This is a genomic window from Rhodococcus sp. UNC23MFCrub1.1, assembly GCF_000686025.1.
Lineage (GTDB): Bacteria > Actinomycetota > Actinomycetes > Mycobacteriales > Mycobacteriaceae > Rhodococcoides.
Genome location: NZ_JMLQ01000004.1, coordinates 391,419 through 415,518, shown reverse-complemented (window position 1 = coordinate 415,518; position 24,100 = coordinate 391,419). Strand labels below are relative to the sequence as shown.

20 protein-coding genes are annotated in these 24,100 nt (G+C 68.7%); 14 read left to right on the top strand and 6 right to left on the bottom strand.

Features of this window, described 5'->3' with window-relative positions; genetic code table 11:
* Positions 1-13: 13 nt before the first annotated feature.
* Positions 14-346: a hypothetical protein gene (locus tag BR07_RS0112905; protein ID WP_027505801.1), complete on the bottom strand. Its 333-nt coding sequence runs from the start codon at positions 344-346 to the stop codon at positions 14-16.
* Between the two features lie 310 nt (positions 347-656).
* Between BR07_RS0112905 and sucB the strand changes: the two genes are divergently transcribed.
* The 5 genes from sucB to BR07_RS0112880 all read left to right on the top strand — a co-directional run bounded on the left by sucB (position 657) and on the right by BR07_RS0112880 (position 6,231).
* On the top strand, positions 657-2,516 hold the full coding sequence (sucB, locus tag BR07_RS0112900; protein ID WP_027505800.1) for a 2-oxoglutarate dehydrogenase, E2 component, dihydrolipoamide succinyltransferase: 1,860 nt from the start codon (positions 657-659) through the stop codon (positions 2,514-2,516).
* A gap of 138 nt (positions 2,517-2,654) precedes the next feature.
* The gene (locus tag BR07_RS0112895) at positions 2,655-3,542 is read left to right on the top strand and encodes a TIGR01777 family oxidoreductase (protein WP_027505799.1); all 888 of its coding nucleotides are present in this window, start codon (positions 2,655-2,657) and stop codon (positions 3,540-3,542) included.
* A 24-nt stretch (positions 3,543-3,566) separates the two neighbouring features.
* The gene (gene lipB, locus BR07_RS0112890) at positions 3,567-4,334 is read left to right on the top strand and encodes a lipoyl(octanoyl) transferase LipB (protein WP_027505798.1); all 768 of its coding nucleotides are present in this window, start codon (positions 3,567-3,569) and stop codon (positions 4,332-4,334) included.
* A 24-nt stretch (positions 4,335-4,358) separates the two neighbouring features.
* Entirely contained in the window at positions 4,359-5,396 is a 1,038-nt protein-coding gene (lipA, locus tag BR07_RS0112885) for a lipoyl synthase (protein ID WP_027505797.1), read from the top strand.
* An 82-nt stretch (positions 5,397-5,478) separates the two neighbouring features.
* On the top strand, positions 5,479-6,231 hold the full coding sequence (locus BR07_RS0112880) for a DUF4191 domain-containing protein (RefSeq protein WP_027505796.1): 753 nt from the start codon (positions 5,479-5,481) through the stop codon (positions 6,229-6,231).
* A 69-nt stretch (positions 6,232-6,300) separates the two neighbouring features.
* Here the strand turns inward: BR07_RS0112880 and BR07_RS0112875 are convergent, their stop codons facing one another.
* Positions 6,301-6,774, bottom strand: a complete 474-nt coding sequence (locus BR07_RS0112875) for an RDD family protein (protein WP_027505795.1) — start codon at positions 6,772-6,774, stop codon at positions 6,301-6,303.
* A 226-nt stretch (positions 6,775-7,000) separates the two neighbouring features.
* Between BR07_RS0112875 and glnA (BR07_RS0112870) the strand changes: the two genes are divergently transcribed.
* The 5 genes from glnA (BR07_RS0112870) (at position 7,001) to BR07_RS0112850 (ending at position 12,307) form a co-directional block, all read left to right on the top strand.
* Positions 7,001-8,437, top strand: coding sequence for a type I glutamate--ammonia ligase (gene glnA / locus BR07_RS0112870; RefSeq protein ID WP_027505794.1), 1,437 nt, complete (start codon positions 7,001-7,003; stop codon positions 8,435-8,437).
* Positions 8,438-8,675: 238 nt separating this feature from the next.
* Positions 8,676-9,326 (top strand): ABC transporter permease, encoded by a 651-nt coding sequence (locus BR07_RS0112865; RefSeq protein ID WP_027505793.1) that lies wholly within the window; start codon positions 8,676-8,678, stop codon positions 9,324-9,326.
* Positions 9,319-10,524 (top strand): ABC transporter ATP-binding protein, encoded by a 1,206-nt coding sequence (locus tag BR07_RS24445; RefSeq protein WP_051613360.1) that lies wholly within the window; start codon positions 9,319-9,321, stop codon positions 10,522-10,524. Before BR07_RS0112865 ends, BR07_RS24445 begins: the two co-directional genes overlap by 8 nt.
* Positions 10,521-11,333 (top strand): ABC transporter permease, encoded by an 813-nt coding sequence (locus tag BR07_RS0112855; RefSeq protein WP_027505792.1) that lies wholly within the window; start codon positions 10,521-10,523, stop codon positions 11,331-11,333. Before BR07_RS24445 ends, BR07_RS0112855 begins: the two co-directional genes overlap by 4 nt.
* The gene (locus tag BR07_RS0112850) at positions 11,333-12,307 is read left to right on the top strand and encodes a glycine betaine ABC transporter substrate-binding protein (protein ID WP_027505791.1); all 975 of its coding nucleotides are present in this window, start codon (positions 11,333-11,335) and stop codon (positions 12,305-12,307) included. The genes BR07_RS0112855 and BR07_RS0112850 overlap by 1 nt, the downstream gene beginning before the upstream one ends.
* 87 nt (positions 12,308-12,394) lie before the next feature.
* On the opposite strand, the gene BR07_RS0112845 is transcribed toward BR07_RS0112850, so the two are convergent.
* From BR07_RS0112845 to BR07_RS0112830, 3 genes are all read right to left on the bottom strand, one after another.
* A complete protein-coding gene (locus BR07_RS0112845; RefSeq protein WP_027505790.1) occupies positions 12,395-15,409 on the bottom strand; it encodes a bifunctional [glutamine synthetase] adenylyltransferase/[glutamine synthetase]-adenylyl-L-tyrosine phosphorylase in 3,015 nt (1,004 codons plus the stop codon).
* A gap of 175 nt (positions 15,410-15,584) precedes the next feature.
* Positions 15,585-16,925 carry a type I glutamate--ammonia ligase gene (gene glnA, locus BR07_RS0112835; RefSeq protein ID WP_027505789.1) on the bottom strand — a complete coding sequence of 447 codons (1,341 nt, stop codon included), beginning with the start codon at positions 16,923-16,925 and terminating at the stop codon, positions 15,585-15,587.
* Positions 16,926-17,028: 103 nt separating this feature from the next.
* Positions 17,029-18,618 carry an alpha/beta hydrolase gene (locus BR07_RS0112830; protein WP_027505788.1) on the bottom strand — a complete coding sequence of 530 codons (1,590 nt, stop codon included), beginning with the start codon at positions 18,616-18,618 and terminating at the stop codon, positions 17,029-17,031.
* Between the two features lie 134 nt (positions 18,619-18,752).
* Here BR07_RS0112830 and panB point away from each other — a divergent pair, with 134 nt between their 5' ends.
* The 4 genes from panB (at position 18,753) to BR07_RS0112810 (ending at position 22,618) form a co-directional block, all read left to right on the top strand.
* Entirely contained in the window at positions 18,753-19,589 is an 837-nt protein-coding gene (gene panB / locus BR07_RS0112825; protein ID WP_027505787.1) for a 3-methyl-2-oxobutanoate hydroxymethyltransferase, read from the top strand.
* 69 nt (positions 19,590-19,658) lie between these two features.
* On the top strand, positions 19,659-20,075 hold the full coding sequence (locus BR07_RS0112820; RefSeq protein ID WP_027505786.1) for a hypothetical protein: 417 nt from the start codon (positions 19,659-19,661) through the stop codon (positions 20,073-20,075).
* 2 nt (positions 20,076-20,077) lie between these two features.
* On the top strand, positions 20,078-21,043 hold the full coding sequence (pip, locus tag BR07_RS0112815) for a prolyl aminopeptidase (RefSeq protein ID WP_027505785.1): 966 nt from the start codon (positions 20,078-20,080) through the stop codon (positions 21,041-21,043).
* Positions 21,044-21,082: 39 nt separating this feature from the next.
* The gene (locus BR07_RS0112810; protein WP_027505784.1) at positions 21,083-22,618 is read left to right on the top strand and encodes a CYTH and CHAD domain-containing protein; all 1,536 of its coding nucleotides are present in this window, start codon (positions 21,083-21,085) and stop codon (positions 22,616-22,618) included.
* Between the two features lie 66 nt (positions 22,619-22,684).
* Here the strand turns inward: BR07_RS0112810 and BR07_RS0112805 are convergent, their stop codons facing one another.
* Positions 22,685-24,100 carry an RNB domain-containing ribonuclease gene (locus BR07_RS0112805; protein ID WP_037185714.1) on the bottom strand — a complete coding sequence of 472 codons (1,416 nt, stop codon included), beginning with the start codon at positions 24,098-24,100 and terminating at the stop codon, positions 22,685-22,687.

The following is a 24,100-nucleotide window of genomic DNA, read 5'->3' as shown; positions in this document are numbered from 1 at the left end:
GCGAGCGGGGAGCTCAGGCTCCCTGCTCGCGCCTCCGGATGATCTTCTGTCGGGCGTCGTGGTCCCGCATCCGCTGGGGATACCCGGTCTTGCGCACGTCGTAGACCGGGATCTTCAGGTCCTCGCCCAGCTTGCGCGCGCCCTTCTCGCCGCCCACCGCGCGGCGGGTCCACTCACCGTCGTTCGCGACCAGCACCACGGTGATCGGAGTGACCGTCGTCTCCGGTTCGACGTAGGCCTCGACGCCGATGCGGGCGGCCGTCCAGTCGGCGAGATGCGCTCTGTCGGACGACGACGCTCCGCCTCGGGATCGACTCGGGCGCTTGAATCTGTCGAACAGTCCCACGGTGTCTCCTCCATCCGCCGAGCAGTGCACGCGACTCTCGCGTGCACGAAATGCACTCAATCCGGTCCACACCATCATCCGGACGGCACGCCGACCCCACCGAGCGCGAACCGTCTCACGAAGTGACAGGATGATCGGGCATCGCGTGAACCATCTCACGGTGCGCGTCACCCGTTACCGGCACAACTCGCCGCGAGAACGGTGCGACGCGGCCACAATGGTCCACGTACCGCGACCGGCTAGACACCACACCCGCTAGCGACCACGAGCCGCTACACCCGTACTACAACTTGTCGAGGAGTCAACAGACATGACCTTCTCCGTCCAGATGCCAGCTCTCGGTGAAAGCGTCACCGAGGGGACTGTCACACGGTGGCTGAAACAGGAGGGGGACACGGTCGAAGTCGACGAACCCTTGCTCGAAGTCTCCACCGACAAGGTGGACACGGAGATTCCGTCTCCGGCAGCGGGTGTCCTGACCAAGATCGTCGCGCAGGAGGACGACACTGTCGAGATCGGCGGTGAGCTCGGTGTCATCGGTGACGCGGACGAGGCGCCGTCCGACGGCGACGACTCGAGCAGCGACGACTCGAGCAGCGACGACTCGAGCAGCGACGAAGCCGACGCAGGCCCGTCCGACGCCGCCGAGCAGGCGTCCGTCGAGGGCGAGAGCGAGGCCGACGCGCCCGCACCCGACAGCGACGACGACGGCGGTGCGAGCAGCGGTTCCACCGGTGGCGGCGACGGCACTCCCGTCACGATGCCCGAACTGGGCGAGTCCGTCACGGAGGGCACCGTCACCCGGTGGCTCAAGGCCGTCGGCGACGAGGTCGCCGTGGACGAGCCGCTCCTCGAGGTCTCCACCGACAAGGTCGACACCGAGATCCCGTCCCCGGTCGCCGGCACCCTGCTCGAGATCAGCGCCGAGGAGGACGACACCGTCGAGGTCGGCGGCCAGCTCGCCGTCATCGGTTCCGGTGCTCCCGCGAAGAAGGAATCCGCGCCCGAGCCGGAGCCCGAGAAGAAGCCCGAGCCGGAGAAGAAGCCGGAGCCCGAGGCGGAGGCGAAGCCCGCCGAGAGGCCCGCCAAGCAGGCCGACCCCGAGCCCGCCGGCGAGGTCTACACGCCGGAGCCGAAGTCCGAGAGCAAGTCCGAGAACTCCTCGAAATCGGAGTCCGAGGCGCCGGCCGGCGGCTCGAACGCCGGCGGTTCCAGCCCGTACGTCACGCCGCTCGTGCGCAAGCTCGCGCAGGAGAACGACGTCGACCTGAACTCCCTGTCGGGAACCGGCGTGGGTGGGCGCATCCGCAAGCAGGACGTCCTCGCCGCCGCAGAGGCGAAGAAGGCACCGGCCGAGGAGAAGGCTGCTCCGGCTGCCGCAGCTCCCGCCGCGTCCGCCAAGCCCTCGGCACCGTCCACTGCCGGCGTGCGGCCCGAACTCGCGCACCTGCGCGGTTCGACGCAGAAGATCAATCGCATCCGGCAGATCACCGCCAAGAAGACCCGCGAGTCGCTGCAGACGTCGGCGCAGCTCACGCAGGTGTTCGAGGTCGACCTGACCAAGGTGGCAGCACTGCGCACCCGCGCCAAGGCCACGTTCAAGGAGCGCGAGGGCGTCAACCTGACGTTCCTGCCGTTCTTCGCGAAGGCCGTCGTCGAGGCGCTCAAGGTTCACCCCAACGTGAACGCGAGCATCGACGAGGAGAAGAAGGAGATCACGTACCACGACGCCGAGCACCTGGGCATCGCGGTGGACACCGAGCAGGGCCTCCTCTCCCCCGTCATCCACAACGCGGGCGACCTGTCGCTGGCCGGCATCGCACGCGCCATCGCGGACATCGCGGCACGGGCACGGTCGAACGGCCTCAAGCCGGACGAGCTGTCCGGTGGCACGTTCACCATCACCAACATCGGCAGCCAGGGCGCCCTGTTCGACACGCCGATCCTTGTTCCGCCGCAGGCCGCCATGTTGGGCACCGGGGCCATCGTCAAGCGCCCGGTCGTGGTGACCGACGCCTCGGGCAGCGAGTCCATCGGTGTCCGCTCCATGGCGTTCCTGCCGCTCACCTACGACCACCGTCTCGTCGACGGCGCCGATGCGGGTCGCTTCCTGACCACCATCAAGCACCGCCTCGAGGAGGGCGCGTTCGAAGCCGACCTCGGCCTCTGACGCTTCTTCGGTAATCTCGGAAGTCCCCGACACTTCGCAGCCCCGACCTCCGGGAATCTGTGACCTGTCGAACGAGGGGGCACTCGCTGCACACCGTGCAGTGGGTGCCCCCGTCGCCGTCCCAGGAGGCAGTCACTCGTGCGCATCGTCATCGCAGGTTCGTCCGGACTCATCGGCACGTCGCTCGTGGCGGCGTTGCGCAGCGGAGGGCACGACGTCTTCCGCCTCGTCCGCCGTGCACCCGCGGGACCGGACGAGATCGGCTGGGATCCCACCGCCGGGTCACTCGACCCGGAGGCTCTCCAGGGCGCCGACGCCGTGGTGAACCTGTGCGGTGTCGGGATCGGTGACAAGCGGTGGACCGGCGCGTACAAGCAGGCCGTCCGCGACAGTCGCATCGTCCCCACAGAGGTGATCTCCCGCGCCGTCGTCGAGGCGAAGGTGCCGACGCTCGTCAACGCCAGCGGCATCAACTTCTACGGTGATACCGGCGACACCGTGGTCGACGAGACGGCGCCGGTCGGTACGGGCTTCCTCGCCGAGGTGTGTCGCGACTGGGAGGACGCCACGTCCTTCGCGGCCTCGAACGGCGTCCGGGTGGTGTTCCTGCGCAGCGCTGCCGTCCTGTCCCGGCACGGCGGCATGATGGGCAAGCTCCGCCCGCTGTACCTCTTCGCGCTGGGCGGTCGGCTCGGCAGCGGCCGCCAGTACTTCCCGTGGATCTCACTGACGGACGAGGTCCGGGCGATCGTCTTCACCCTAGAGAATCAGGACATCACCGGACCGGTCAACCTCCAGGGGCCCGCACCGGTGACCAACGCCCAGTTCAACAGCGCCATGTCGCGAGCGGTGCATCGCCCGGCACCGTGGATGGTGCCCGGGTTCGCGATCTCCGCGATCATCGGCGAGTTCGCGAACGAGGCCATCCTGCACAATCCGCGAGCCATCCCCGCGGTGCTCGAGAAGCACGGATTCACGTTCGAGCACAACACCATCGGAGAGGCGCTCGCGGACACCGTCGGCTGACCCGGCGGCGTACTCTTCGATGTCATGATCACCCGCTCCGCCCGCGCCGACTCCCGGCCGATGCTCGTGCGTTCGCTCGGCACGATCGACTACCTCGACGCTCTCGAGATCCAGCGCGAGGTCGCCGGCCGTCGTGCCGAGAACGTCGGCGCCGACGAGTTGCTGCTTCTCGAGCATCCCGCCGTCTTCACCGCGGGTCGGCGTACGGCTCCCGAGGATCGGCCGCGCGATGGCACCCCCGTCATCGACGTCGACCGTGGCGGCAAGATCACCTGGCACGGTCCCGGGCAGCTGGTCGGCTATCCCATCGTGCGGCTCGCGGAGCCCGTCGACGTCGTTCGGTACGTCCGGCTGATCGAGGAGGCACTCATCGCCGTGTGCACCGATCTGGGCCTCGAGGTCGGGCGTATCGACGGCCGTTCCGGGGTCTGGCTCGCGGCCGGCGAGGTGCGCGGAGCCCGAAATTCTGGTCCGGGATGGCAGCCCGAACGCAAGGTGGCTGCCATCGGGGTTCGCGTGCAGCGGGGTGTGGCTCTGCACGGCTTCGCCCTGAACTGCAATGCGTCCCTGGAGGGATTCGGCATCATCGTTCCGTGCGGTATCGCGGACGCCGGCGTCACCACACTGTCGGACGAACTCGGCCGCGACGTGACCGTCGACGAGGTCACTCCGGCGGTCACGCAGCGCATCCTGGACGCACTCGACGGTCGCCTGCCGTTGGCGGTGCACGATCTGGACAGAACGCCCGTCGCACCCACGCCACGCTTCACCACGGTGAACTTCGGCGGATGACCCCCCGCGAGTAGCATCGATGCGGTGACCGTCGCACCCGAGAACTCTCCTGCACAAGCTCCGAACGGACGCAAGCTTCTCCGCCTCGAGATCCGAAACGCGGAGACCCCGATCGAACGCAAACCGTCGTGGATCAAGACCCGCGCGAAGATGGGCCCCGAGTACTCCGAACTCAAGGGACTCGTCAAGCGCGAGGGACTGCACACGGTGTGCGAAGAGGCCGGGTGTCCCAACATCTACGAATGCTGGGAAGACCGCGAAGCCACGTTCCTCATCGGCGGTGAGCAGTGCACCCGTCGCTGCGACTTCTGCCAGATCGACACCGGCAAACCTGCCGACCTCGATCGGGACGAGCCGCGCCGCGTGGCCGAGTCGGTGCAGGCGATGGGTCTGCGCTACTCCACCATCACGGGTGTCGCCCGCGACGATCTCGAGGACGGCGGCGCCTGGCTGTACGCCGAGACCGTCCGTGAGATCAAGCGCCTCAACCCCAACACCGGTGTCGAGCTGCTGATCCCCGACTTCAACGCCGACCCCGACCAACTGGCCGAGGTCTTCTCCTCGCGCCCCGAGGTGCTCGCGCACAACGTGGAGACGGTGCCGCGCATCTTCAAGCGCATCCGTCCCGCGTTCCGCTACCAGCGCAGCCTCGACGTCATCACCGCGGCGCGCGACGCCGGCCTGGTGACCAAGTCGAACCTGATCCTGGGCATGGGCGAGACTTACGAGGAAGTCACGCAGGCGATGCAGGACCTGCACGACGCCGGCTGCGACATCCTCACCATCACCCAGTACCTGCGCCCGTCGCCGCGGCACCATCCGGTCGACCGGTGGGCCAAGCCGGAGGAGTTCGTCGAGCACTCCAAGGCCGCCGAGGCCATGGGCTACGCCGGCGTCCTCGCCGGTCCCCTGGTCCGCTCCTCGTACCGCGCGGGTCGCCTCTACGCGCAGGCCATGGCTCACCACGGCCGTGCGATCTCCGAGAACATGTCCCACCTCGAGCACGGCGGCGAGGCGTCCCAGGAAGCCAGCTCGCTGATGGCGCGCCTGGCAGCCCGCTGACCCCACACCCCCAGCGACACCACGCGGCCCGCCGTCCTACCGGATGGCGGGCCGCGCTGCGTCTGCGCCTATCCTGGGAGCCATGGCGAACGGCGGTACAGTAGGCAAGGGCAAGGCCTCGAAAGAGGCGAAGGCCGCGGCGAAGGCAGCACGCAAGCAGGCCTCGAAGGAACGGCGCTCCCAGTTGTGGCAGGCCTTCCAGATGCAGCGCAAGGAGGACAAGCTCCTCCTGCCGCTGATGATCGGATCGGTCGTCGGTATGGCGGTGCTGTTCTTCCTGATCGGGCTGATCTTCGGGATCGAGTGGCTCCTGCTGCCGTTCGGGCTCCTCATCGGTGTGCTCATCGCGTTCGTGATCTTCGGTCGCCGCGTGCAGAAGTCGGTGTACGGCAAGGCCGAGGGCCAGGCCGGCGCCGCCGCGTGGGCACTGGACAACCTGCAGGGCGGGTGGCGTGTCAAGACCGCCATCGCCGGCACCACGCAGCTGGACGCCGTGCACCGCGTCATCGGTCGTCCCGGCGTCATCCTGGTGGCCGAGGGCGCACCGCAGCGCGTGAAGGCACTGCTGGCGCAGGAGAAGAAGAAGACCGCACGCCTCGTCGGCGACACCCCGATCTACGACGTCGTCGTCGGCAACGACGAGGGCCAGGTGCCGCTCTCGCAGCTGCAGAAGTACCTGACCAAGCTGCCGAAGAACATCGACAGCAAGCGCATGGAGACCATCGAGTCACGGCTCTCGGCGCTGGGCGCGCGCGGTGGCCCGGCACTCCCCAAGGGACCGATGCCGGGCGGCGCGAAGATGAAGGGTGTGCAGCGCACCATCAAGCGTCGCTAGTGGCCTCCGGCCCCGTGCGCCTTGTGCGTACCCAGGGATGCGCAAAGGGCGCACGAGGGGTGAGCCCCACTACCGGGACATGAGGAGTGCGGTGCCCGTCGCGCGGTCGTGCATGCCGCGGCTGTCGATGTCGGTGATGACGGCGGGCACCACGAAGGCGATGAAGACCTGACGCACCAGCGCGCGCACGACTCCCACGCGGCCCGGAGCGTCGATGCGCGCCACCTGCATGCCCATGCAGAACTGACCGGGCGTGAAGGAGAACAAGCTCACGGACACGAATCCGAGCAGGAACCACACTCCCAGGGTCAGGGTCGACAGGTTGCCCCCGGCGACACTGCCGCCGAGGAACAGCGCGGACACACCCATCGACATCAGCCAGTCGATGGCCAACGCCGCGACACGCCTCGGTGTCGGCGCGAGCGAACCCGGCCCCACCTTGGGAAGTCCCAGGTACTCGCCCTGGTAGGCCTGCTGCTCGTGGTCACCGTCGGGCAGCGCGGCGGCGGGGCCCGAGAGCCACGATCCGGTCATCCGTGCCATGAGTGTTCTCCATACTGGTGTGCGTGCGGGGCCATTGCTCCAGGATAGGTGTCGCCCCGGCGGGAGGGTCTTCCCACCGGCCACCAGCTGCGACGACGGGACGCGTAACACCGACGAAACACGGTCTTGACGGTGAGGCAACACCACTTCCCTACCGTCGGCGTGGCGCAGCTGCCGCACTCACACAGACGTCGCGGACCAGCACTCGACAAGAAGGAGTTCCAGCGTGGATTTCACCACGGCCGAAGAGGTCATCAAGTACATAGCGGATGAGAGCGTCGAGTACGTCGACATCCGTTTCACCGATCTCCCGGGCATCCAGCAGCACTTCTCGATCGCGGCGAAGGCGTTCACCAAGGACACCCTCGAAGACGGTCTCGCGTTCGATGGCTCGTCCGTGCGTGGCTTCCAGTCGATCCACGAGTCGGACATGATGCTGCTGCCCGACTACGGCACCGCTCAGATCGACCCGTTCCGTCACGCCAAGACGCTGAACATGGACTTCTTCGTCCACGATCCGTACACCCGCGAGTCCTACAGCCGCGACCCCCGCAACGTCGCGCGCAAGGCCGAGGAGTACCTCGCCAGCACCGGCATCGCCGACACCGCGTTCTTCGGTCCCGAGGCCGAGTTCTACATCTTCGACTCGGTGCGCTACGACTCCCAGATGAACGGCGCGTTCTACGAGCTCGACTCGAGCTCCGGCGCCTGGAACACCGGCGCCGAGACCGAGGCCGACGGGTCCCCCAACCTCGGCTACAAGGTCCGCCCGAAGGGCGGCTACTTCCCCGTCGCGCCGTACGACCACTACGTCGACATCCGCGACGCCATCTCCACCAACCTGCAGAACGCGGGCTTCGAGCTCGAGCGCGGCCACCACGAGGTCGGCACCGGCGGTCAGCAGGAGATCAACTACAAGTTCAACACCATGCTGCGTGCAGCCGACGACCTGCAGCTGTTCAAGTACATCGTCAAGAACACCTGCTGGCAGCACGGCAAGTCCGCGACCTTCATGCCGAAGCCGCTCTTCGGTGACAACGGCTCGGGCATGCACGTCCACCAGTCGCTCTGGAAGGACGGCAAGCCGCTCTTCTACGACGAGAAGGGCTACGCGGGTCTGTCGGATCTCGCTCGTCACTACATCGGCGGCATCCTGCACCACGCGCCGTCGCTGCTGGCGTTCACGAATCCGACGATCAACTCGTACCACCGCCTGGTGCCGGGATACGAGGCCCCCATCAACCTGGTGTACTCGGGCCGTAACCGCTCGGCCGCCGTCCGTATCCCCACCACGGGCAACAACCCGAAGGCCAAGCGTCTCGAGTTCCGCGCGCCCGACGCGTCCGGTAACCCGTACCTGTCGTTCGCCGCGCAGATGATGGCCGGCCTGGACGGCATCAAGAACAAGATCGAGCCGCTCGCTCCCGTCGACAAGGACCTCTACGAGCTCCCGCCCGAGGAAGCGAAGAACATCCCGCAGGCACCCACCTCGCTGCCTGCCGTGATCGACCGCCTCGAGGCCGACCACGAGTACCTCACCGCCGGTGGCGTCTTCACCACCGACCTGATCGAGACCTGGATCTCGCTCAAGCGTGAGAACGAGATCGCGCCGGTGAACCTCCGTCCGCATCCGTACGAGTTCCAGCTGTACTACGACTGCTGAGTCACGCTCCACCACGTCGAGCCCGCTCCGGACCCTGTCCGGCGCGGGCTCGCGTCGTTTCCGGGACGATTCGGGAACGATGCGGACACGACTCGACCGAAAGCTGGATTGAACTCCGAACTTTCGGGGTAGACACGGGTGTCCGCTGTGTTCCGGGTGACGATCCACCCGGCCGCCGGACGTCGTGGCACCACCACAGTCGCGTCTCTCCTGTTGCCGAGCGAAGGATCTGCACCTGATGGATGCTCTGTGGGACTTCATCGTCGGCCGCCGAAGGCAGCTCGCGATCGATTCCTATCTTCACGTCTCCGCCGTCGTCCAGTGTGTCGTCATCGCGACCATCCTGGGTGTCGCCATCGGAGTTCTCGTCTACCGCAGTCCCGCCGGCTCCGCCGTCGCCACCGCTCTCGCGAGCACGGTGCTCACCATCCCGTCGTTCGCGCTGCTGGGACTGCTGATTCCCATTCTCGGTCTCGGCGTCAAGCCGACCGTCACCGCGCTGGTGCTGTACTCGTTGCTGCCGATCATCCGGAACACGGTGGTCGGACTCGACGCGGTGAACCCGGCGGTCAGCGATGCGGCACGCGGTATCGGCATGAGCCGAGCCACCGTGTTGCGTCGCATCGAGATTCCTCTCGCGTGGCCGTCGATTCTCACCGGGATGCGCGTCAGCACTCAGATGGCGATGGGCATTCTCGCCATCGCCGCGTACGCCAAGGGCCCCGGTCTCGGCAATCTCCTGTTCTCCGGCCTCGCCCGCGTCGGCAGCCCCACCGCAGTTCCCCAGGCCCTCACCGGCACCGTCCTGATCGTCATCCTGGCGCTGATCCTCGACGGGATCTACGTCCTGATCGGCAAACTCACCACCTCGAGGGGTATCCGTGACTGACACGACTCGCACCACCACCGGAGCAGAGATCGTCCTCGAGGACGTGACGAAGTCCTACCCCAACCAGAAGGCCGCCGCGGTCGACCACGTGTCGCTCACCATCCCCGCGGGTGAGGTCGTCGTGTTGGTGGGACCGTCGGGCTGCGGCAAGACGACGACGATGCGGATGATCAACCGCCTCATCGAGCCCACGTCCGGCCGGATCACGATCGGCGGCAAGGACGCGCTGTCCATCGATCCGAACGAACTGCGACGCACCATCGGCTACTCGATCCAGCAGGCCGGCCTGTTCCCGCACATGACGATCGCGCAGAACGTCGGCATGGTCCCCGGGCTCATCGGCTGGAACAAGAAGAAGATCTCCGACCGCACCGACGAGATGCTCGATCTGGTCGGACTCGATCCGGGCCAGTACCGCGAGCGCTACCCGCGCCAGCTCTCCGGTGGGCAGCAGCAGCGCGTGGGTGTGGCCCGCGCTCTGGCGGCCGACCCCCCGGTGCTGTTGATGGACGAGCCGTTCGGTGCCGTCGACCCCATCACCCGCGGCCTCCTGCAGGACGAGCTGATGCGCCTGCAGGCCGAGCTGGGCAAGACGATCGTCTTCGTGACACACGACTTCGACGAGGCCGTCAAGCTGGGCGACCGGATCGCCGTCCTGGGCAACCAGTCCCGCATCCTGCAGTACGACACCCCCGAGGCCGTGCTGGCCAATCCCGCCGACGAGACGGTGGCCGGCTTCGTCGGCGCCGGTGCGGCTCTCAAGCAGCTCACCCTCATGCGTGTGCGCGACATCGAGCTCAGCGATGTTCCCGCCTTCGGTGAGGACGAGCCGGTCGAGACGATGAACCGGGCGCTCGGCACCGATCCGGAGGCGTGGGGTCTCATCCTCGACTTTCGGAAGCGGCCCATCCGGTGGACCGACCGTCGTCACCTCGCCGGCGTGGGCAGCCTCCGCGACGTCGGTGTGCCGATCGGTGAGCTCGTGTCGATCCAGTCCACGCTGCAGGACGCGCTCGAGGCCCTGCTCGCCGAGGGCAACGCGACGGCGACCGTGACGGGCAAGCGCGGCGAGTACGTCGGCACCGTCACCATCGAGGCACTGATCGACACCATCAAGACCATCCGTTCGCAGCACGCGCACGACCACGACGACGTGGTCGACGCGGGCGCGGCGTCCGTCTCGGGCGCGTCGTCGTGACGGCGTCGGTCGAGGCGTCCGTCGTCGACGATCCCGCCGACGCAGAGGGCGATGCGAAGTCCGCGGCCAGGGCAGCGCGGCGAGCCGAACGGATCCGTCTGGTCGTCCAGCCCGCACTGGTTCTCGTCCTCGTGGTGGTCACGCTGGTCTACGCCCTCACGCGTGATCTCACGGCGACGCAGGCGGCGACGATCAACGTCGCCACGATCTCCCAGCGCGTTCTCGAGCACGTCCTGATCACGTTCGTCGTGACGGCACTCGTCGTGCTGATCGCGGTGCCCCTCGGAATCATCCTCACTCGCAACGGCTATCGACGGCTCGCTCCCGTCTTCATCGGTATCGCGAACATCGGCCAGGCTGCCCCTGCCGTCGGCCTGCTGGTGCTGTTGTTCCTGGCAACCGGCAGCACCGGGTTCTGGGTCGGTGTCCTGCCCATCGCGTTCTACTCGCTGCTGCCGGTGCTGCGGAACACCATGCTGGGGTTCCAGCAGGTGGACGCCAGTTACATCGATGCCGCACGCGGACAGGGCATGTCGGGCTCCGGCATCCTGTGGCGCATCGAGTTCCCACTCGCGGTGCCGTACATCCTCGCCGGCCTGCGCACCTCTCTCGTGCTGGCGGTCGGTACCGCCACGCTGAGCTTCCTCGTCGGCGCCGGCGGCCTCGGCGTGCTCATCGACACCGGGTACAAGCTCAATCAGCCGCTCATCCTCGTCGTGGGCGCCGTGCTCGCGGTGGCGTTGGCGTTGCTCGTCGACTGGTTGGGCGCTCTCGCCGAGGCCTTCCTCGGACCGAAAGGACTGCGCTGATGCGCCGTACCCTGATCGCACTGTGCGCGGTCTCCACCCTCGCCCTCACCAGCTGCGGGCTGCAGTCCGGCAGCGCGGTGCCCCTGGCCGTCGAACCCGGAAGCATCACGGCGCAGCCGGGTCTCGAAGGCGCCGAGCTCACCGTCGGTTCCAAGGACTTCACCGAGCAGATCATCCTCGGCTACATCCTGGAGTTCGCGCTCGAGGCGGCGGGGGCGAACGTCCGCGACCTGACCAACATCTCGGGATCCAACAGCACGCGGCAGGCCATGATCAGCGGCCAGGTCGACGTCACCTACGAGTACACCGGCACCGGCTGGATCAACTACCTCGGCAACGAGACTCCCATTCCCGACGCGACAGAGCAGTACGACGCGGTGCGCGACGCGGACAAGGCGAACGGCATCGTCTGGGTCAACCCGGCGCCGATGGACAACACGTACGCACTCGCGATGAACCAGCAGACGGCGCAGGAGACCGGCGTGAAGACGCTGTCCGACTACGCCGCCCTGGTGCAGCGTGATCCCGCCGCCGCGGCGGTGTGCGTGGAGACCGAGTTCAACTCCCGCCAGGACGGTTTCCCCGGCATGGCGGCGGCGTACGGCTTCGACGCGAACGCGGTGAACCGCCAGATCCTGCAGACGGGCATCATCTACCAGGCGACGGCGGACGGCTCGCAGTGCAAGTTCGGCGAGGTGTTCACCACCGACGGCCGCATCAAGGGTCTCGACCTGGTGGTCGTCGAGGACGACAAGCTGTTCTTCCCGCGCTACAACGCGACGGTGAACTTGCGTCAGGAGATCGCCGACCGCTACCCGGAGATCGCGGAGATCACCGCACCGGTGTCCGCGGCGCTCACCATCGACGCCATCACCGAGCTGAACAAGCAGGTCGACGTCGACGGCCGGGAACCCGCCGAGGTGGCGCGTGACTGGATGGTGCAGCAGGGTTTCGTCACCGCCGGGGCCGACTGACACCGAGGTACACATACTGCACAGAAGACGACCCCGCCCGGCACAGTCGGCCGAGCGGGGTCGTTCTCTGTGCAGAACCGGTACGGGTCAGGAACCGAACGCGCGTTCCACCACGGCCTTGGCCCGACGGGTGACGCGCAGGTAGTTGTCGAGGAACTCCCCCGCGTCGCCACTGGGCCAGCCGGCCACCTGCGCGACGGCCGACAGCACCTTGCCGGGAGCCGGCAACTGATCGGTCGGCTTGCCGCGCACCAGGACCAGCGCGTTACGGGCCTTCGTGGCCGTGAGCCACGCCTGGCGCAGGAGGTCGACGTCGCCAGGGCTCATGAGCTCCGCGGCGCCGATCGCGTCGAGGCACTCCAGGGTCGACGTGTTGTGCAGCGCCGGAATGCGGTGGGCGTGACGCAGTTGCAGCAACTGCACGGTCCACTCGACGTCGGCCAGTCCCCCGCGCCCCAGCTTGGTGTGCGTCTTCGGGTCGGCTCCCTTGGGCAGTCGCTCCGCGTCGACCCGGGCCTTGATGCGCCGGATCTCGCGGACGGCGTCCTCGGAGACTCCGCCCTCGGGGTACCGGATGCGGTCGGCCATGAGCAGGAACCGGATTCCCAGGTCCTGATCGCCGGCGACCTGGTGGGCGCGGAGCAGGGCCTGCACCTCCCACGGCTGCGCCCACTGCGAGTAGTACGCGTCGTAGGCAGAGAGTGTGCGCACGACAGGCCCGTTGCGCCCCTCGGGACGCAGTCCGGTGTCCACCTCCAGCGGCGGGTCCTGGCTCGGCGAACCCAGGAGCTTGCGGACACGATCGGCGATGGCGTTGGCCCACTTGACGGCGTCGCTGTCGTCGGCGCCCTCGGCCGGCTCGCACACGAACAACACGTCGGCGTCGGACCCGTAGCCCAGTTCACCACCACCGAGTCGACCCATGCCGATGATGGCGATCGACGCGGGAGCGGTGCCGCCGCGCTCGGCGACGGACGCACGGACCGCCGCGTCCAGGGCGGCGTTGATGACCGCTGCCCACACCGAGGACAGCGCCCGGCACACCTCGGGGACCTCGAGCAGTCCGAGGATGTCCGCCGAGGCGACCCGCGCCAGTTCGTAGCGACGCAGGGACCGCGCCGCCGCGACCGCGCGTACCGGATCGTCGTAGCGCGCAGAGGACTTCAGGATGGCGCCGTACGTCTCGGTGGGATCGACGTCGAGCAGTTTGGGGCCGGTCGATCCGTCGGCGAAGAGCCGGATGACCTCCGGCGCGTTGACCAACACACCGCGCAGGTACTCCGACGACCCGAGCACCTGCATCAGGCGCTGCGCCACCGGGCCCTCGTCGCGGACCAGCCGCAGGAACCAGGACTGCTCGGCGACCTCCTCGGACAGCCGTCGGTAGGCCAGCAGGCCCGCGTCGGGATCCGGTGTGTCGCCCAGCCATTCGAGCAGCGTCGGCAGCAGCAGCGACTGGATGCGACCCTTGCGCGCACCCATGCCGACGAGTGCGCTCAGGTGTCCGAGCGCGTTCTGTGGAGCCGAGTAGCCGAGCGCCGAGAGCTGCCGGATCGCGGAATCCGAACTGAGGCGCAGCGAGTCGCTGTCCAGCCGGGCCACCGATTCGAGCAGAGGGCGATAGAACAGCCGAGCGTGCAACCGCCGGATCCGCTGCGCGTTGCGACGGATCTCCTGGCGCAGAACGCCGGTCGCGTCGTGGTTGCCGTCGGGACGCATGTGGGCGGCGCGGGCGAGCCAGCGCATCGCTTCGTCGTCGTCGTCCGGCGGCAGCAGGTGCGTGCGCTGCAGCTTCTGCAGCTGCAGCCGGTGCTCGATGAGGCGGAGGAACTCGTAGGACGCGGTGAGGTTGGCCGCGTCGTCACGCCCGATGTAGCCGCCGGTGGCAAGAGCGGACAGCGCGGCGACGGTACCGCGTTCGTGGAGGGAGTCGTCGGCTCGTCCGTGCACGAGTTGCAGCAACTGGACGGCGAACTCGACGTCACGCAGGCTGCCGCGCCCCAGCTTGATCTCGCGCTCGCGCAGCTCGGCCGGCACCATCTCCTCGACGCGGCGGCGCATCGCCTGCACCTCGGGGACGAAGTCCTCGCGCTCACTGGCCACCCACACCATCGGCGTCACCGCGTCGACGTAGGCCTGGCCCAGCTCGGCGTCACCGGTCATGGCGCGCGCCTTGAGCAACGCCTGGAACTCCCAGGTCTTCGCCCACCGCTGGTAGTACGCCAGGTGCGAGTCGAGAGTGCGGACCAGTTCGCCCTGCTTGCCCTCGGGACGCAGTGCGGCGTCGACCTCGAAGAAGGCGGACGAGCCGATGCGCATCATCTCGCCGGCAATGCGGGTGGCGAGGGAGTTGGAGGGTTCGGCGACGAAGACGACGTCTACGTCGCTCACGTAGTTCAGTTCCTGCGCACCGCACTTGCCCATCGCGATGACCGCGAGTCGGACCGAGCAGGGCCCGTCGGGGAACGTGACGGTGACGGCCACCGACAGTGCCGCGGTGAGCGCCGCGTCCGCCAGATCGGACAGCTGACGACCGACCACCTCGTAGGGCACGACGGGCTCGTTCTCCACGGTCGCCGCGAGATCGGCGGCGGCCAGGATCATGAGGTGGTCGCGGTACGCCGTGCGCAGCGCGATGATGGCCTTGGGTCCAGTCAGCTCGGCCCGGAACACCTGGCCGAGGGCGTCGTCGCCCGTCTCCGCGACGGCACCGACGCTCGCGAGCATCGAGTCGCGCAGCTCGTCGGCCGTGGGCAACGACTCCGTGCAGGTGGTGAGCAGGCGCCACTTCTCCGGCTCGGACACCAGGTGGTCACCGAGAGCGCTGGACGATCCGGCGAGAGCGAACATGCGGCCGCGCAGACTCTTGTCGGTGCGCAGGCGGGCGTCGAGGTCGGACCAGTTGTCACCGAGATCCTCGGCGAGGCGCGCGAGAGTGCGCAGCGCGAGATCGGCGTCGGGCGAGCGCGACAGCGACCACAGCAGCTCGGTGCTGTCCTCGTCGGTCCAGCCCAGCAGCGACAGGTTCGCCGGGGCAGACGCCTCGACGAGACCGAGCCGTCCGGGGCTGGGCACGGTGGAACGGGAACTGGGCGGAATCACGGGCGAGCCTCCACCACGGTGTAAGAGTCGACCGCCGGGTCGGCGTCAGCGAACGTCGGGTGGACGAACCGCGGGTCGACGAATCTCGGGACGGTGGTGCATTCCGACATGTTCATGGCGTGTCGACGTTACTCGACAGCCCCGTCCACTCGACAATCGCGCAGTCGCGCCGGCCCTACAGACCCAGGTAGGTCTTGAGCTCGAACGGCGTCACGTGCGAACGGTACGACTCCCACTCACGACGCTTGTTGCGCAGGAAGTAGTCGAAGACGTGCTCGCCGAGCGCCTCGGCCACCAGTTCGGAGCCCTCCATGGCGGCGAGCGCCTCGTTGAGGCTGCTGGGCAGCTCCCGGTAGCCCATGGCGCGGCGTTCGGCGGAGGTCAACGACCACACGTCCTCCTCGGCCTCGGGCGGCAGCGTGTACCCCTTCTCCACCCCGCGCAGTCCGGCCGCGAGCAGCACGGCGAAGGTGAGGTACGGGTTGCACGCCGAGTCGGGGCTGCGGATCTCGACGCGACGAGAGGACGCCTTGTTCGGCGTGTACATCGGAACGCGCACCAGCGCAGAGCGATTCGACGGACCCCAGGACGCCGCCGTGGGGGCCTCGCCGCCGTGGATCAGACGCTTGTAGGAGTTGACCCACTGGTTGGTGACCGCGCTGATCTCGTTGGCGTGCTCGAGGATGCCCGCGATGAAGGCTTTGCCGGTCTCGGACAACTGCATGGGGTCGTCCGGGTTGTGGAAGGCGTTGGTCTCGCCCTCGAACAGGCTCATGTGCGTGTGCATGGCCGAGCCGGCCTGATCGCTGAAGGGCTTGGGCATGAATGTCGCGCGCACGCCCTCGTCGATCGCGACCTCCTTGACGAGGTAGCGGAAGGTCATCACGTTGTCGGCCATGGACAGGGCGTCGGCGTAGCGCAGGTCGATCTCCTGCTGACCGGGCGCGGCCTCGTGGTGGCTGAACTCCACCGAGATGCCCATGGACTCGAGGGCGTCGATGGCGTGACGCCGGAAGTTCGGCGCCTCGTCGTGGACGGCCTGGTCGAAGTAGCCGCCGTTGTCCGCGGGGACGGGGGGCCGACCGTCGTCGGGCAGTTCCTTGCACAGGAAGAACTCGATCTCGGGATGCACGTAGCAGCTGAATCCGAGGTCTGCGGCCTTGGAGAGCTGGCGACGCAGCACGTGCCGGGAATCGGCCCAGGACGGCGACCCGTCGGGCATCGCGATGTCGCAGAACATGCGGGCGGAGTGCTGCTCGCCCTTGCTGGTGGTCCAGGGCAGGATCTGGAACGTCGTGGGGTCGGGCTTGGCCACGGTGTCGGCCTCGGAGACTCGCGAGAAGCCCTCGATCGCCGAGCCGTCGAAGCCGATGCCCTCCTCGAACGCGCCCTCGAGTTCGGCCGGAGCGATGGCCACGGACTTGAGGTAGCCGAGCACGTCCGTGAACCACAGACGGACGAACCGGATGTCGCGCTCCTCCAGAGTGCGAAGCACGAATTCCTTTTGGCGATCCATGACCGTCAGGCTAGGCACGTTGCATTAAATCCGTGTTACATCGTGAAACCGGTCGCACTTTCTGGACCTCACAGCGCGGTGGCGACGACTGTGAGGTCACGGCTCAGCAGCGCAGACCTGCTGGTGGAGGCGTCAGGTCGACGAGGTAGGCGGACACGGCGTCGTCGATGCAGGCGATCCCGGCGAACGAGGCGGTGTGCTGATTTCCCTCGTAGGTGATCAGCGACGAGCCCAGCTGCGCGGCCAGAGCGACCCCGGCCTCGTACGGGGTGGCGGGATCGTCGGTGGTCGAGACCACCACGGTCGGTGCGAGTCCCGGTATCGAGACCGGCCCCGGGTCGGCTGCCGAGGGGACCGGCCAGAAGGCGCACGGCTCGAGCGGCGCGGTGCCGTTGCCCCGGCCGTCGTCCAGGAACGGCGCGGCGGCGCGGAACCGGGCGTCGAGCGCGCCCTCCTCCGCCCGGTCGGTCACCCGCGGATCGTCGACGCACCGCACGGCGGTGAACGCGTCGTTGGTGTTGCTGTACGTGCCGTCGCTCAGGCGCCCGTTGTAGAGATCGGCGAGCGAGAGCAGGATGTCGCCCTGACCGTTCTCCAGCTGAGTCAGTCCGCGCCGCAACGGTCCCCACAGTTCGGTGCTGTAGAGCGCCTGCTGCACTCCGGTCACGGCGTCGTCGTAGCTCAGCGAGCGGGCACCCTCCGGCCCGGTGAGCTCGGTGCTCGCGGGCCGGTCCACCAACGGATCGACCAGGGCCCGGAAGGAACGGACGGCTCCCGCCGTGTCGGTACCGAGTGGACAGTCGGACCGTCCCGCGCAGTCGGCCGCGAAGGCGTCGAACACCGACTGGAAGCCTGCGCCCTGCGCGACCACCTCGTCGGCCGCGTTCGCAGCGGGGTCGAGAGCGCCGTCGAGCACCATCGCGCGCACGTTCTCGGGGAAGAGTTCGGCGTAGGTGTAGCCCAGCCGCGTCCCGTACGAAAATCCGAGATACGTCAGCTGATCATCGCCGAGCACCGACCGGACGACGTCCATGTCCCGCGCGACGTCGGCCGACGTGAGGTGTTCGAGCAACACCGGATCGTTGCGCTCGGCGCACCGCGCGGCGTAGTCCTGATTCTCCTTCTCGGTCTCGGCGATGCCGGCGGGCGAGGTGTCCACGTCGTTGTCCGCACGCTCGGTGTCGAACTCCCGCGGAGTGTCGCAGCGCACCGCCGGCACCGACGCACCGATGCCCCGAGGGTCGAATCCGATGACGTCGAAGGACGATTCGACGGCGGTACCCCGCGCCACCGTCGCAGTCGAGAGGCCCGACGCGCCGGGTCCGCCGGGGTTGACGAGCATCGAGCCCACCTTCTCCCCCGTCGCCGCCGACCGGGACAGCGCCAGTGAGGCGGTGGGCCCGGCCGGATCGTCGTAGTCGATCGGCACGGTCACCCGGCCGCACTGCAGGCTCGGGTCCAGCTCGGACCCGTCGGTCACGAATCCCTCGCACGATCCCCACGTGACACGCTGCGCCCGAAAGGCGTCCAGCGTCGACGGTTGATCGGCACGCGTCTCCGTCGTCGTGACGGGCACGGACCCACCCTCGTCGTCGGTGGGAGTGCCGCCGACATCGGAGCCGCACGCCGCGGCCAGCACTGCGAGAACCGAGAGGGAGACGGCGAGACGGACGGACACGCGACGGGAGGACACGTCTCGATGGTGGCACGGCGTGGTGTGTGACCAAGCGCACTCGTGCCGCGGAACCCGGCGGTGGCAGACTGAACGCGTCATCACCTCTACCCGGGGACCCGCCGAGCGGGCCTCGAGGACGAAAGGGACGCTCGATGTCTGCTGCTGAGACCCCGCTGTACGGATCCGCACCCACGGGCCGCAAGACCCGCACCCACCACCTGCAGGCGATGAAGGCCTCCGGCGACCGCTGGAGCATGCTCACCGCCTACGACTACTCGAGCGCGCGCATCTTCGAGGAGGCCGGCATCCCCGTCCTGCTCGTGGGCGACTCGGCCGCCAACGTCGTCTACGGCTACGACACCACGGTGCACATCGACATCGCGGAGCTCATCCCCCTGGTCCGCGGCGTGGTCCGTGGTGCCCCCAACGCACTCGTGGTCGCCGACCTGCCGTTCGGCACCTACGAGATCTCTCCGCAGCAGGCCGTCGAGACCGCTGTCCGCTTCATGCGCGAGGGCCAGGCCAACGCGGTCAAGCTCGAGGGCGGCGAGCGTGTCGCCCCGCAGATCGCCGCCATCACCGCCGCCGGTATCCCCGTGATGGCGCACATCGGCTTCACCCCGCAGAGCGTCAACGGACTCGGTGGCTTTCGCGTGCAGGGCCGCGGCGACGCGTCCGAGCAGCTCGTGGCCGACGCCATCGCCGTCCAGGAGGCCGGCGCCTTCGCCGTCGTCATGGAGATGGTGCCCGCCGATCTCGCCGGCCAGGTGACGCGCAAGCTGACGATCCCCACCGTCGGCATCGGTGCCGGTCCGGAGTGCGACGCCCAGGTTCTCGTCTGGCAGGACATGGCCGGTTTCACCAGCGGTCGCACCGCCAAGTTCGTCAAGCGTTTCGGCGACGTCGGCGACCAGCTGCGCGCCGCGGCGTCGACCTACGCCGCCGAGGTGCGGTCGGGGGCCTTCCCCGCGCAGGAGCACAGCTTCTAGGACTGCGACCCCTGGCGAGCGACGCGGGCGGGCCGGTCGGGAAAGCACCCGGGTGGCACACTCGGGGCCATGATGATGCGACATGGACTCGCCGCGGCGGGTGTCTTGGCAGCAGCGACCGTGACCCTGACGTCGTGCGCAGGCGGGACGGACACCACCACTGCGTCGACGACGACGGCCGCTCCCACGACGACCACGTCGGCGGCTGCGGCCACCCCGACGGTGTCCGAGGATCAGGCTCAGTCGCTGTGCACCGACCTCGAGGCGCAGCTGTCGAACTGGCGCGTGCAGGGCCCGACCGTGGGCCGCGGCGGCCTGAACATCCTGGTGCAGACGTGGGCGGCACGCTTCGGACTGAACGCCGCAGTGATCCAGAACCGCGGGATCGTCGACACGGCCGCGACCGACGCGTGCTCCGACGTCCGGAGCCAGGTCGTCGACATCCTCGAGATTCCCGATCTCGCGTCGGGCCTCGTGGGGCTGTGACGATGACGGCGCGCCGGTCCCTCTACCCCGAACTCGACCCGCACGACTCGGGGATGCTCGACGTCGGCGACGGGCAGCACCTCCATTTCGAGGTCAGCGGCAACCCCGACGGCACTCCGGTGGTGTTCGTGCACGGCGGACCGGGCGGCGGCACGGGTCCCGATCAGCGTCGCTACTTCGATCCCGAGGCCTACAGGATCGTGCTGTTCGACCAGCGCGGGTGCGGTCGGTCCACGCCGCACGTCGCCGACGGCGCCGATCTCTCCGTCAACACCACCGGACACTCCATCGCCGACATGGAGGTCCTGCGTGAGCATCTCGGCATCGACACGTGGTCGGTGTTCGGCGGGTCGTGGGGATCGACGTTGTCGCTCGCGTACGCCCAGGCGCACCCGCACCGCGTCACGTCACTGGTGCTGCGCGGCATCTTCCTGCTGCGTGAGTCGGAGATCGACTGGTACTACCGCGGCGGCGCGGGACACCTCTTCCCAGAACTGTGGGAGAAGTTTCTCGCCCCGATCCCGGCGGCGGAGCGCGACGGCGACCCCGTGGAGATCTACCACCGACTCCTTCACTCGTCCGACCCGGAGACCGCGCTGAACGCGGCGGTCGCGTGGTCCACGTGGGAGGGCGCCACCAGCACCCTGCTCCCGAAACCGGAACGCGTGGAGCAGAACTCCGAGGCACGGTTCGCACTCGCGTTCTCGCGCATCGAGAATCACTACTTCGTGCACCAGGGGTTCCTGGAACAGAATCAGTTGCTGGCGAACATGGACTCCATCGCCCACATCCCCGGTGTCATCGTGCAGGGCCGTTACGACGTGGTGTGCCCGGCCACGAGCGCCTGGGATCTGCATCGATCCTGGCCGTCGTCGACACTCCACATCGTCGACGACGCCGGGCACTCCGCCGCGGAACCGGGAATCATCCATCACCTCGTCGAAGCGACGGACTCCTTCCGCCGCTGACGAACCGGCCGTTCACCTGCAGGTGGTAAAGATGTCACCATGAGTTCAGGTGGTGCGGATGCGCACACGGAGATCGAGGCCAAGTTCGACGTCGGCATGGACACGCCGGTTCCCGAGCTCACGGGGGCGAAGTCGATCGTGTCCGCGTCCGCGCCGGAGCTGACACACCCGGTCTCCACGTACTTCGACACCCCGGATCTCGACCTGGCGCGTCGACGCATCACGGTGCGTCGACGGACCGGAAGCTCCGACGCGGGCTGGCACATCAAGATGCCCGTCTCGTCCGACGAGCGTCTCGAGCTGCGGAGCCCGCTGTCCGCGGGCGGCAACACCGCTCGCGTGCCGGCCGAGGTCGCCGATGGTGTGACGGCGCACGTGCGAGGCAAACCGCTCGTGCCCGTCGCGAGCATCGAGACCCGCCGCATCGTCACCGTCGTGGCCACGAAGCGGCACCAGACCGCCGCGGAGCTGTGCGACGACACCGTCACCGCCCGGAATTTGTTGGACGACACCACTGTTCGCTGGCGCGAATGGGAGGTGGAGCTGATCGACGGTGACCGCCGCACCCTGGAGAAGGTGAGCACCTACCTGCTCTCCCACGGCGCCGACCCCGGTTCCTCACCGTCGAAGCTCGCACGGGCGCTCGGATCCCGCCTGGCGGATCTCCGGACCGGCGATGCCACGCCCGACGGCACCGCCGGGTCCGCGCTGCTCGCCGCCCTGGCCACTGACGTGTCCGCTCTCCTCGCGGCGGATCCGCGCGTGCGGGAGAACGACGACGACGCGGTGCACGCCATGCGCGTCGCCACGCGGCGACTGCGCAGCGTGCTGCGGTCCTACCGCGACCTGCTCGACCGAACGTCCGTCGACGCGGTCCGTGGCGAACTGTCCTGGCTCGCCGACATTCTCGGCACCGCTCGCGACGCAGAGGTGCTGGCGGCCCGCTACGACGCGTCGCTCTCGGCGCTGCCGTCCGACGCTGTGCGCGGTCCCGTGGTCGAGACCCTCGTCGGCACCCAGCGACGGTTGTACACGCTCGCGCACGAGGAGATCGTGCGGGAGTTGAGCGGCGAGCGCTACTTCGCCCTGCTCGACGCGCTCGATGCACTCCTGGCAGCACCCACCGTCGGTCCGTCGGACGGCCGCGCGGACAAGGTCTTCCGGAAGGTGCTCCGTGGCCAGTACCGCACGATCGCCCGAGCCGAGGCTCACGCGGCCGCGCTCACCGGCGACGAGCGTGCCGAGGCTCTGCACGACGTGCGCAAGAACGCCAAGAAGCTGCGCTACGCGGCCGAGGCAGCGGCGGGCGCACTCTCGGACGGAACAGTACGAACGACGGCCGCCGACGTCGCGAAGGCCGCGAAGAAGGTGCAGTCCGTCCTCGGCGACGTCCAGGACAGTGCGGTGTCGCGCGCCACGATCCTGACCGAGGCCGCCTCCGCGGCCGAGCGAGGCGAGGACACCTTCACCTTCGGTGTCCTGTACGCGAACGAGGGACACGACAGCGCGGACGCGCTGGAGCCGCTCCCCCGCGCGTGGACGAAGCTGCGGCGCCGCGCAGCCTCCCTCGGCTGACAACCTGAGCGGCCTACCCGACCACCGACGACCGGCCTCCGGCCTACCCGACGACCGGCCTCCGGCCTACCCGACCGAGAACTCCACTCGCCGGGTCGCGACGTCCACCGGCCCCACCCGCACGGTGACGGTCGTGCCCTCGGCCGGGTCTCCCGAACACGGGCCGACGACGGTGTACTCGGGAACGAAGACCTCGGCGGGCCGCTTGTCGGTTCGTCCGCGCAGCACGATGGCCGAGACGGTGTCGCCGACGCTGTCGGCCAGCACTCTGGCCTCGACGAGGTCGATGCACGCACGGTCCACCTTCGACGCCAGCGAGTCGCTGCGCCGCATCGCGTCGGGCAGGTCCGCGAATTCGGCGAGCACCCAGTCGGGGACAGCGGTTCCGGCGCAGTGGGCGAGACACACCTCGGTGGCGTACCTGTCGACGCGCCGACGCAGCGGCGCGGTGACGTGGGCGTACGGACCACCGATCCCGGAATGATCCGGCTGCTCGGGTGTCTCACCGTCGAAGGCGACGTACGCGGCGCCGCGCAACAGCGTGGTCGCCTCGGTCATCACGGCGAGAGTCGTGGGAGCCGCCGGATCCAGGCCGGCGAGAACCTGGCCGGGCGAGGCACCGGTCGGCCACTGCAGGCCCAGTGCCCGCACCACCGCCCGCAATGCCTCGACGTCCGACGCGCCCGGCGGCGGGAGAGTGCGCAGGATGCCGACCCTCGCCTCGAGCATGATCGCGGCAGCGCACATCCCGGTGAGCAGGGACATCTCGGCGTTCCACGCGTCGGCCTCGGTGCGCGGCGCGATCTCGAGGCGCCATCCGCCGCGGTCGGAACCGTTGGCGACGACCTCCTGCTCGGGCAACGCGAGTTCGATGGCTCCACGCTCGACCGCGAGGGCCCGCCGCGCCCGACCGAGATCCTGCAGCGCCGTCAGCGACGGATGCACGGTGCCGGAGTCGACAGCCGACTGCACCTCGGCGTAGGTGAACCGTTGCCGTGAGCGCACCGTCGCCGGCTCGACGTGCCAGGACGTCGCCGTCCCCGCGGGGTCGGTGTCGATGGTCCACAGCGCGGCCGGCCGTACCCGGTCCGGCAGGAGGGACGACGCGTCCTCGGACATCTGCCGAGGGTGCAGCGGCACGCTGTCGTCCGGGAGGTAGAGCGTCTGTCCACGGCGGCGCACCTCCTCGTCCAGCACGCTTCCCGGCGCGACGACCGCACCGACGTCGGCGATGGCGTAGTACAGGCGGAAACCCGCGTCGGTGCGGTGGACGACGAGAGCCTGGTCCAGATCCATCGACCCGGGCGGGTCGATGGTCACGAACTCCAGGTCGGTCGCGTCGCGCCGCGGCGGACGAGAGTCCGCCACCGGGACCGCGTCGGGCGGGTACCCGGTCGGCAGGTCGAACTCGGCGCGCACAGCCGAGAAGTCGACACCGTCGACCCGAGGCGCAACGGCCCGCCTCGATACCGACGCGGTCAC

What these genes read in the sequence shown, in the direction of transcription:
- BR07_RS0112875 (WP_027505795.1), bottom strand. Translation starts at nt 6,774, where the DNA reads ATGGCACGGATGACCGGATCGTGGCTCTCGGGCCCCGCCGCCGCGCTG.
- pip (WP_027505785.1), top strand. Translation starts at nt 20,078, where the DNA reads ATGACGGCGCGCCGGTCCCTCTACCCCGAACTCGACCCGCACGACTCG.
- BR07_RS0112820 (WP_027505786.1), top strand. Translation starts at nt 19,659, where the DNA reads ATGATGATGCGACATGGACTCGCCGCGGCGGGTGTCTTGGCAGCAGCG.
- glnA (WP_027505789.1), bottom strand. Translation starts at nt 16,925, where the DNA reads ATGGATCGCCAAAAGGAATTCGTGCTTCGCACTCTGGAGGAGCGCGAC.
- BR07_RS0112850 (WP_027505791.1), top strand. Translation starts at nt 11,333, where the DNA reads ATGCGCCGTACCCTGATCGCACTGTGCGCGGTCTCCACCCTCGCCCTC.
- BR07_RS0112880 (WP_027505796.1), top strand. Translation starts at nt 5,479, where the DNA reads ATGGCGAACGGCGGTACAGTAGGCAAGGGCAAGGCCTCGAAAGAGGCG.
- sucB (WP_027505800.1), top strand. Translation starts at nt 657, where the DNA reads ATGACCTTCTCCGTCCAGATGCCAGCTCTCGGTGAAAGCGTCACCGAG.
- lipB (WP_027505798.1), top strand. Translation starts at nt 3,567, where the DNA reads ATGATCACCCGCTCCGCCCGCGCCGACTCCCGGCCGATGCTCGTGCGT.
- panB (WP_027505787.1), top strand. Translation starts at nt 18,753, where the DNA reads ATGTCTGCTGCTGAGACCCCGCTGTACGGATCCGCACCCACGGGCCGC.
- BR07_RS0112865 (WP_027505793.1), top strand. Translation starts at nt 8,676, where the DNA reads ATGGATGCTCTGTGGGACTTCATCGTCGGCCGCCGAAGGCAGCTCGCG.
- BR07_RS0112810 (WP_027505784.1), top strand. Translation starts at nt 21,083, where the DNA reads ATGAGTTCAGGTGGTGCGGATGCGCACACGGAGATCGAGGCCAAGTTC.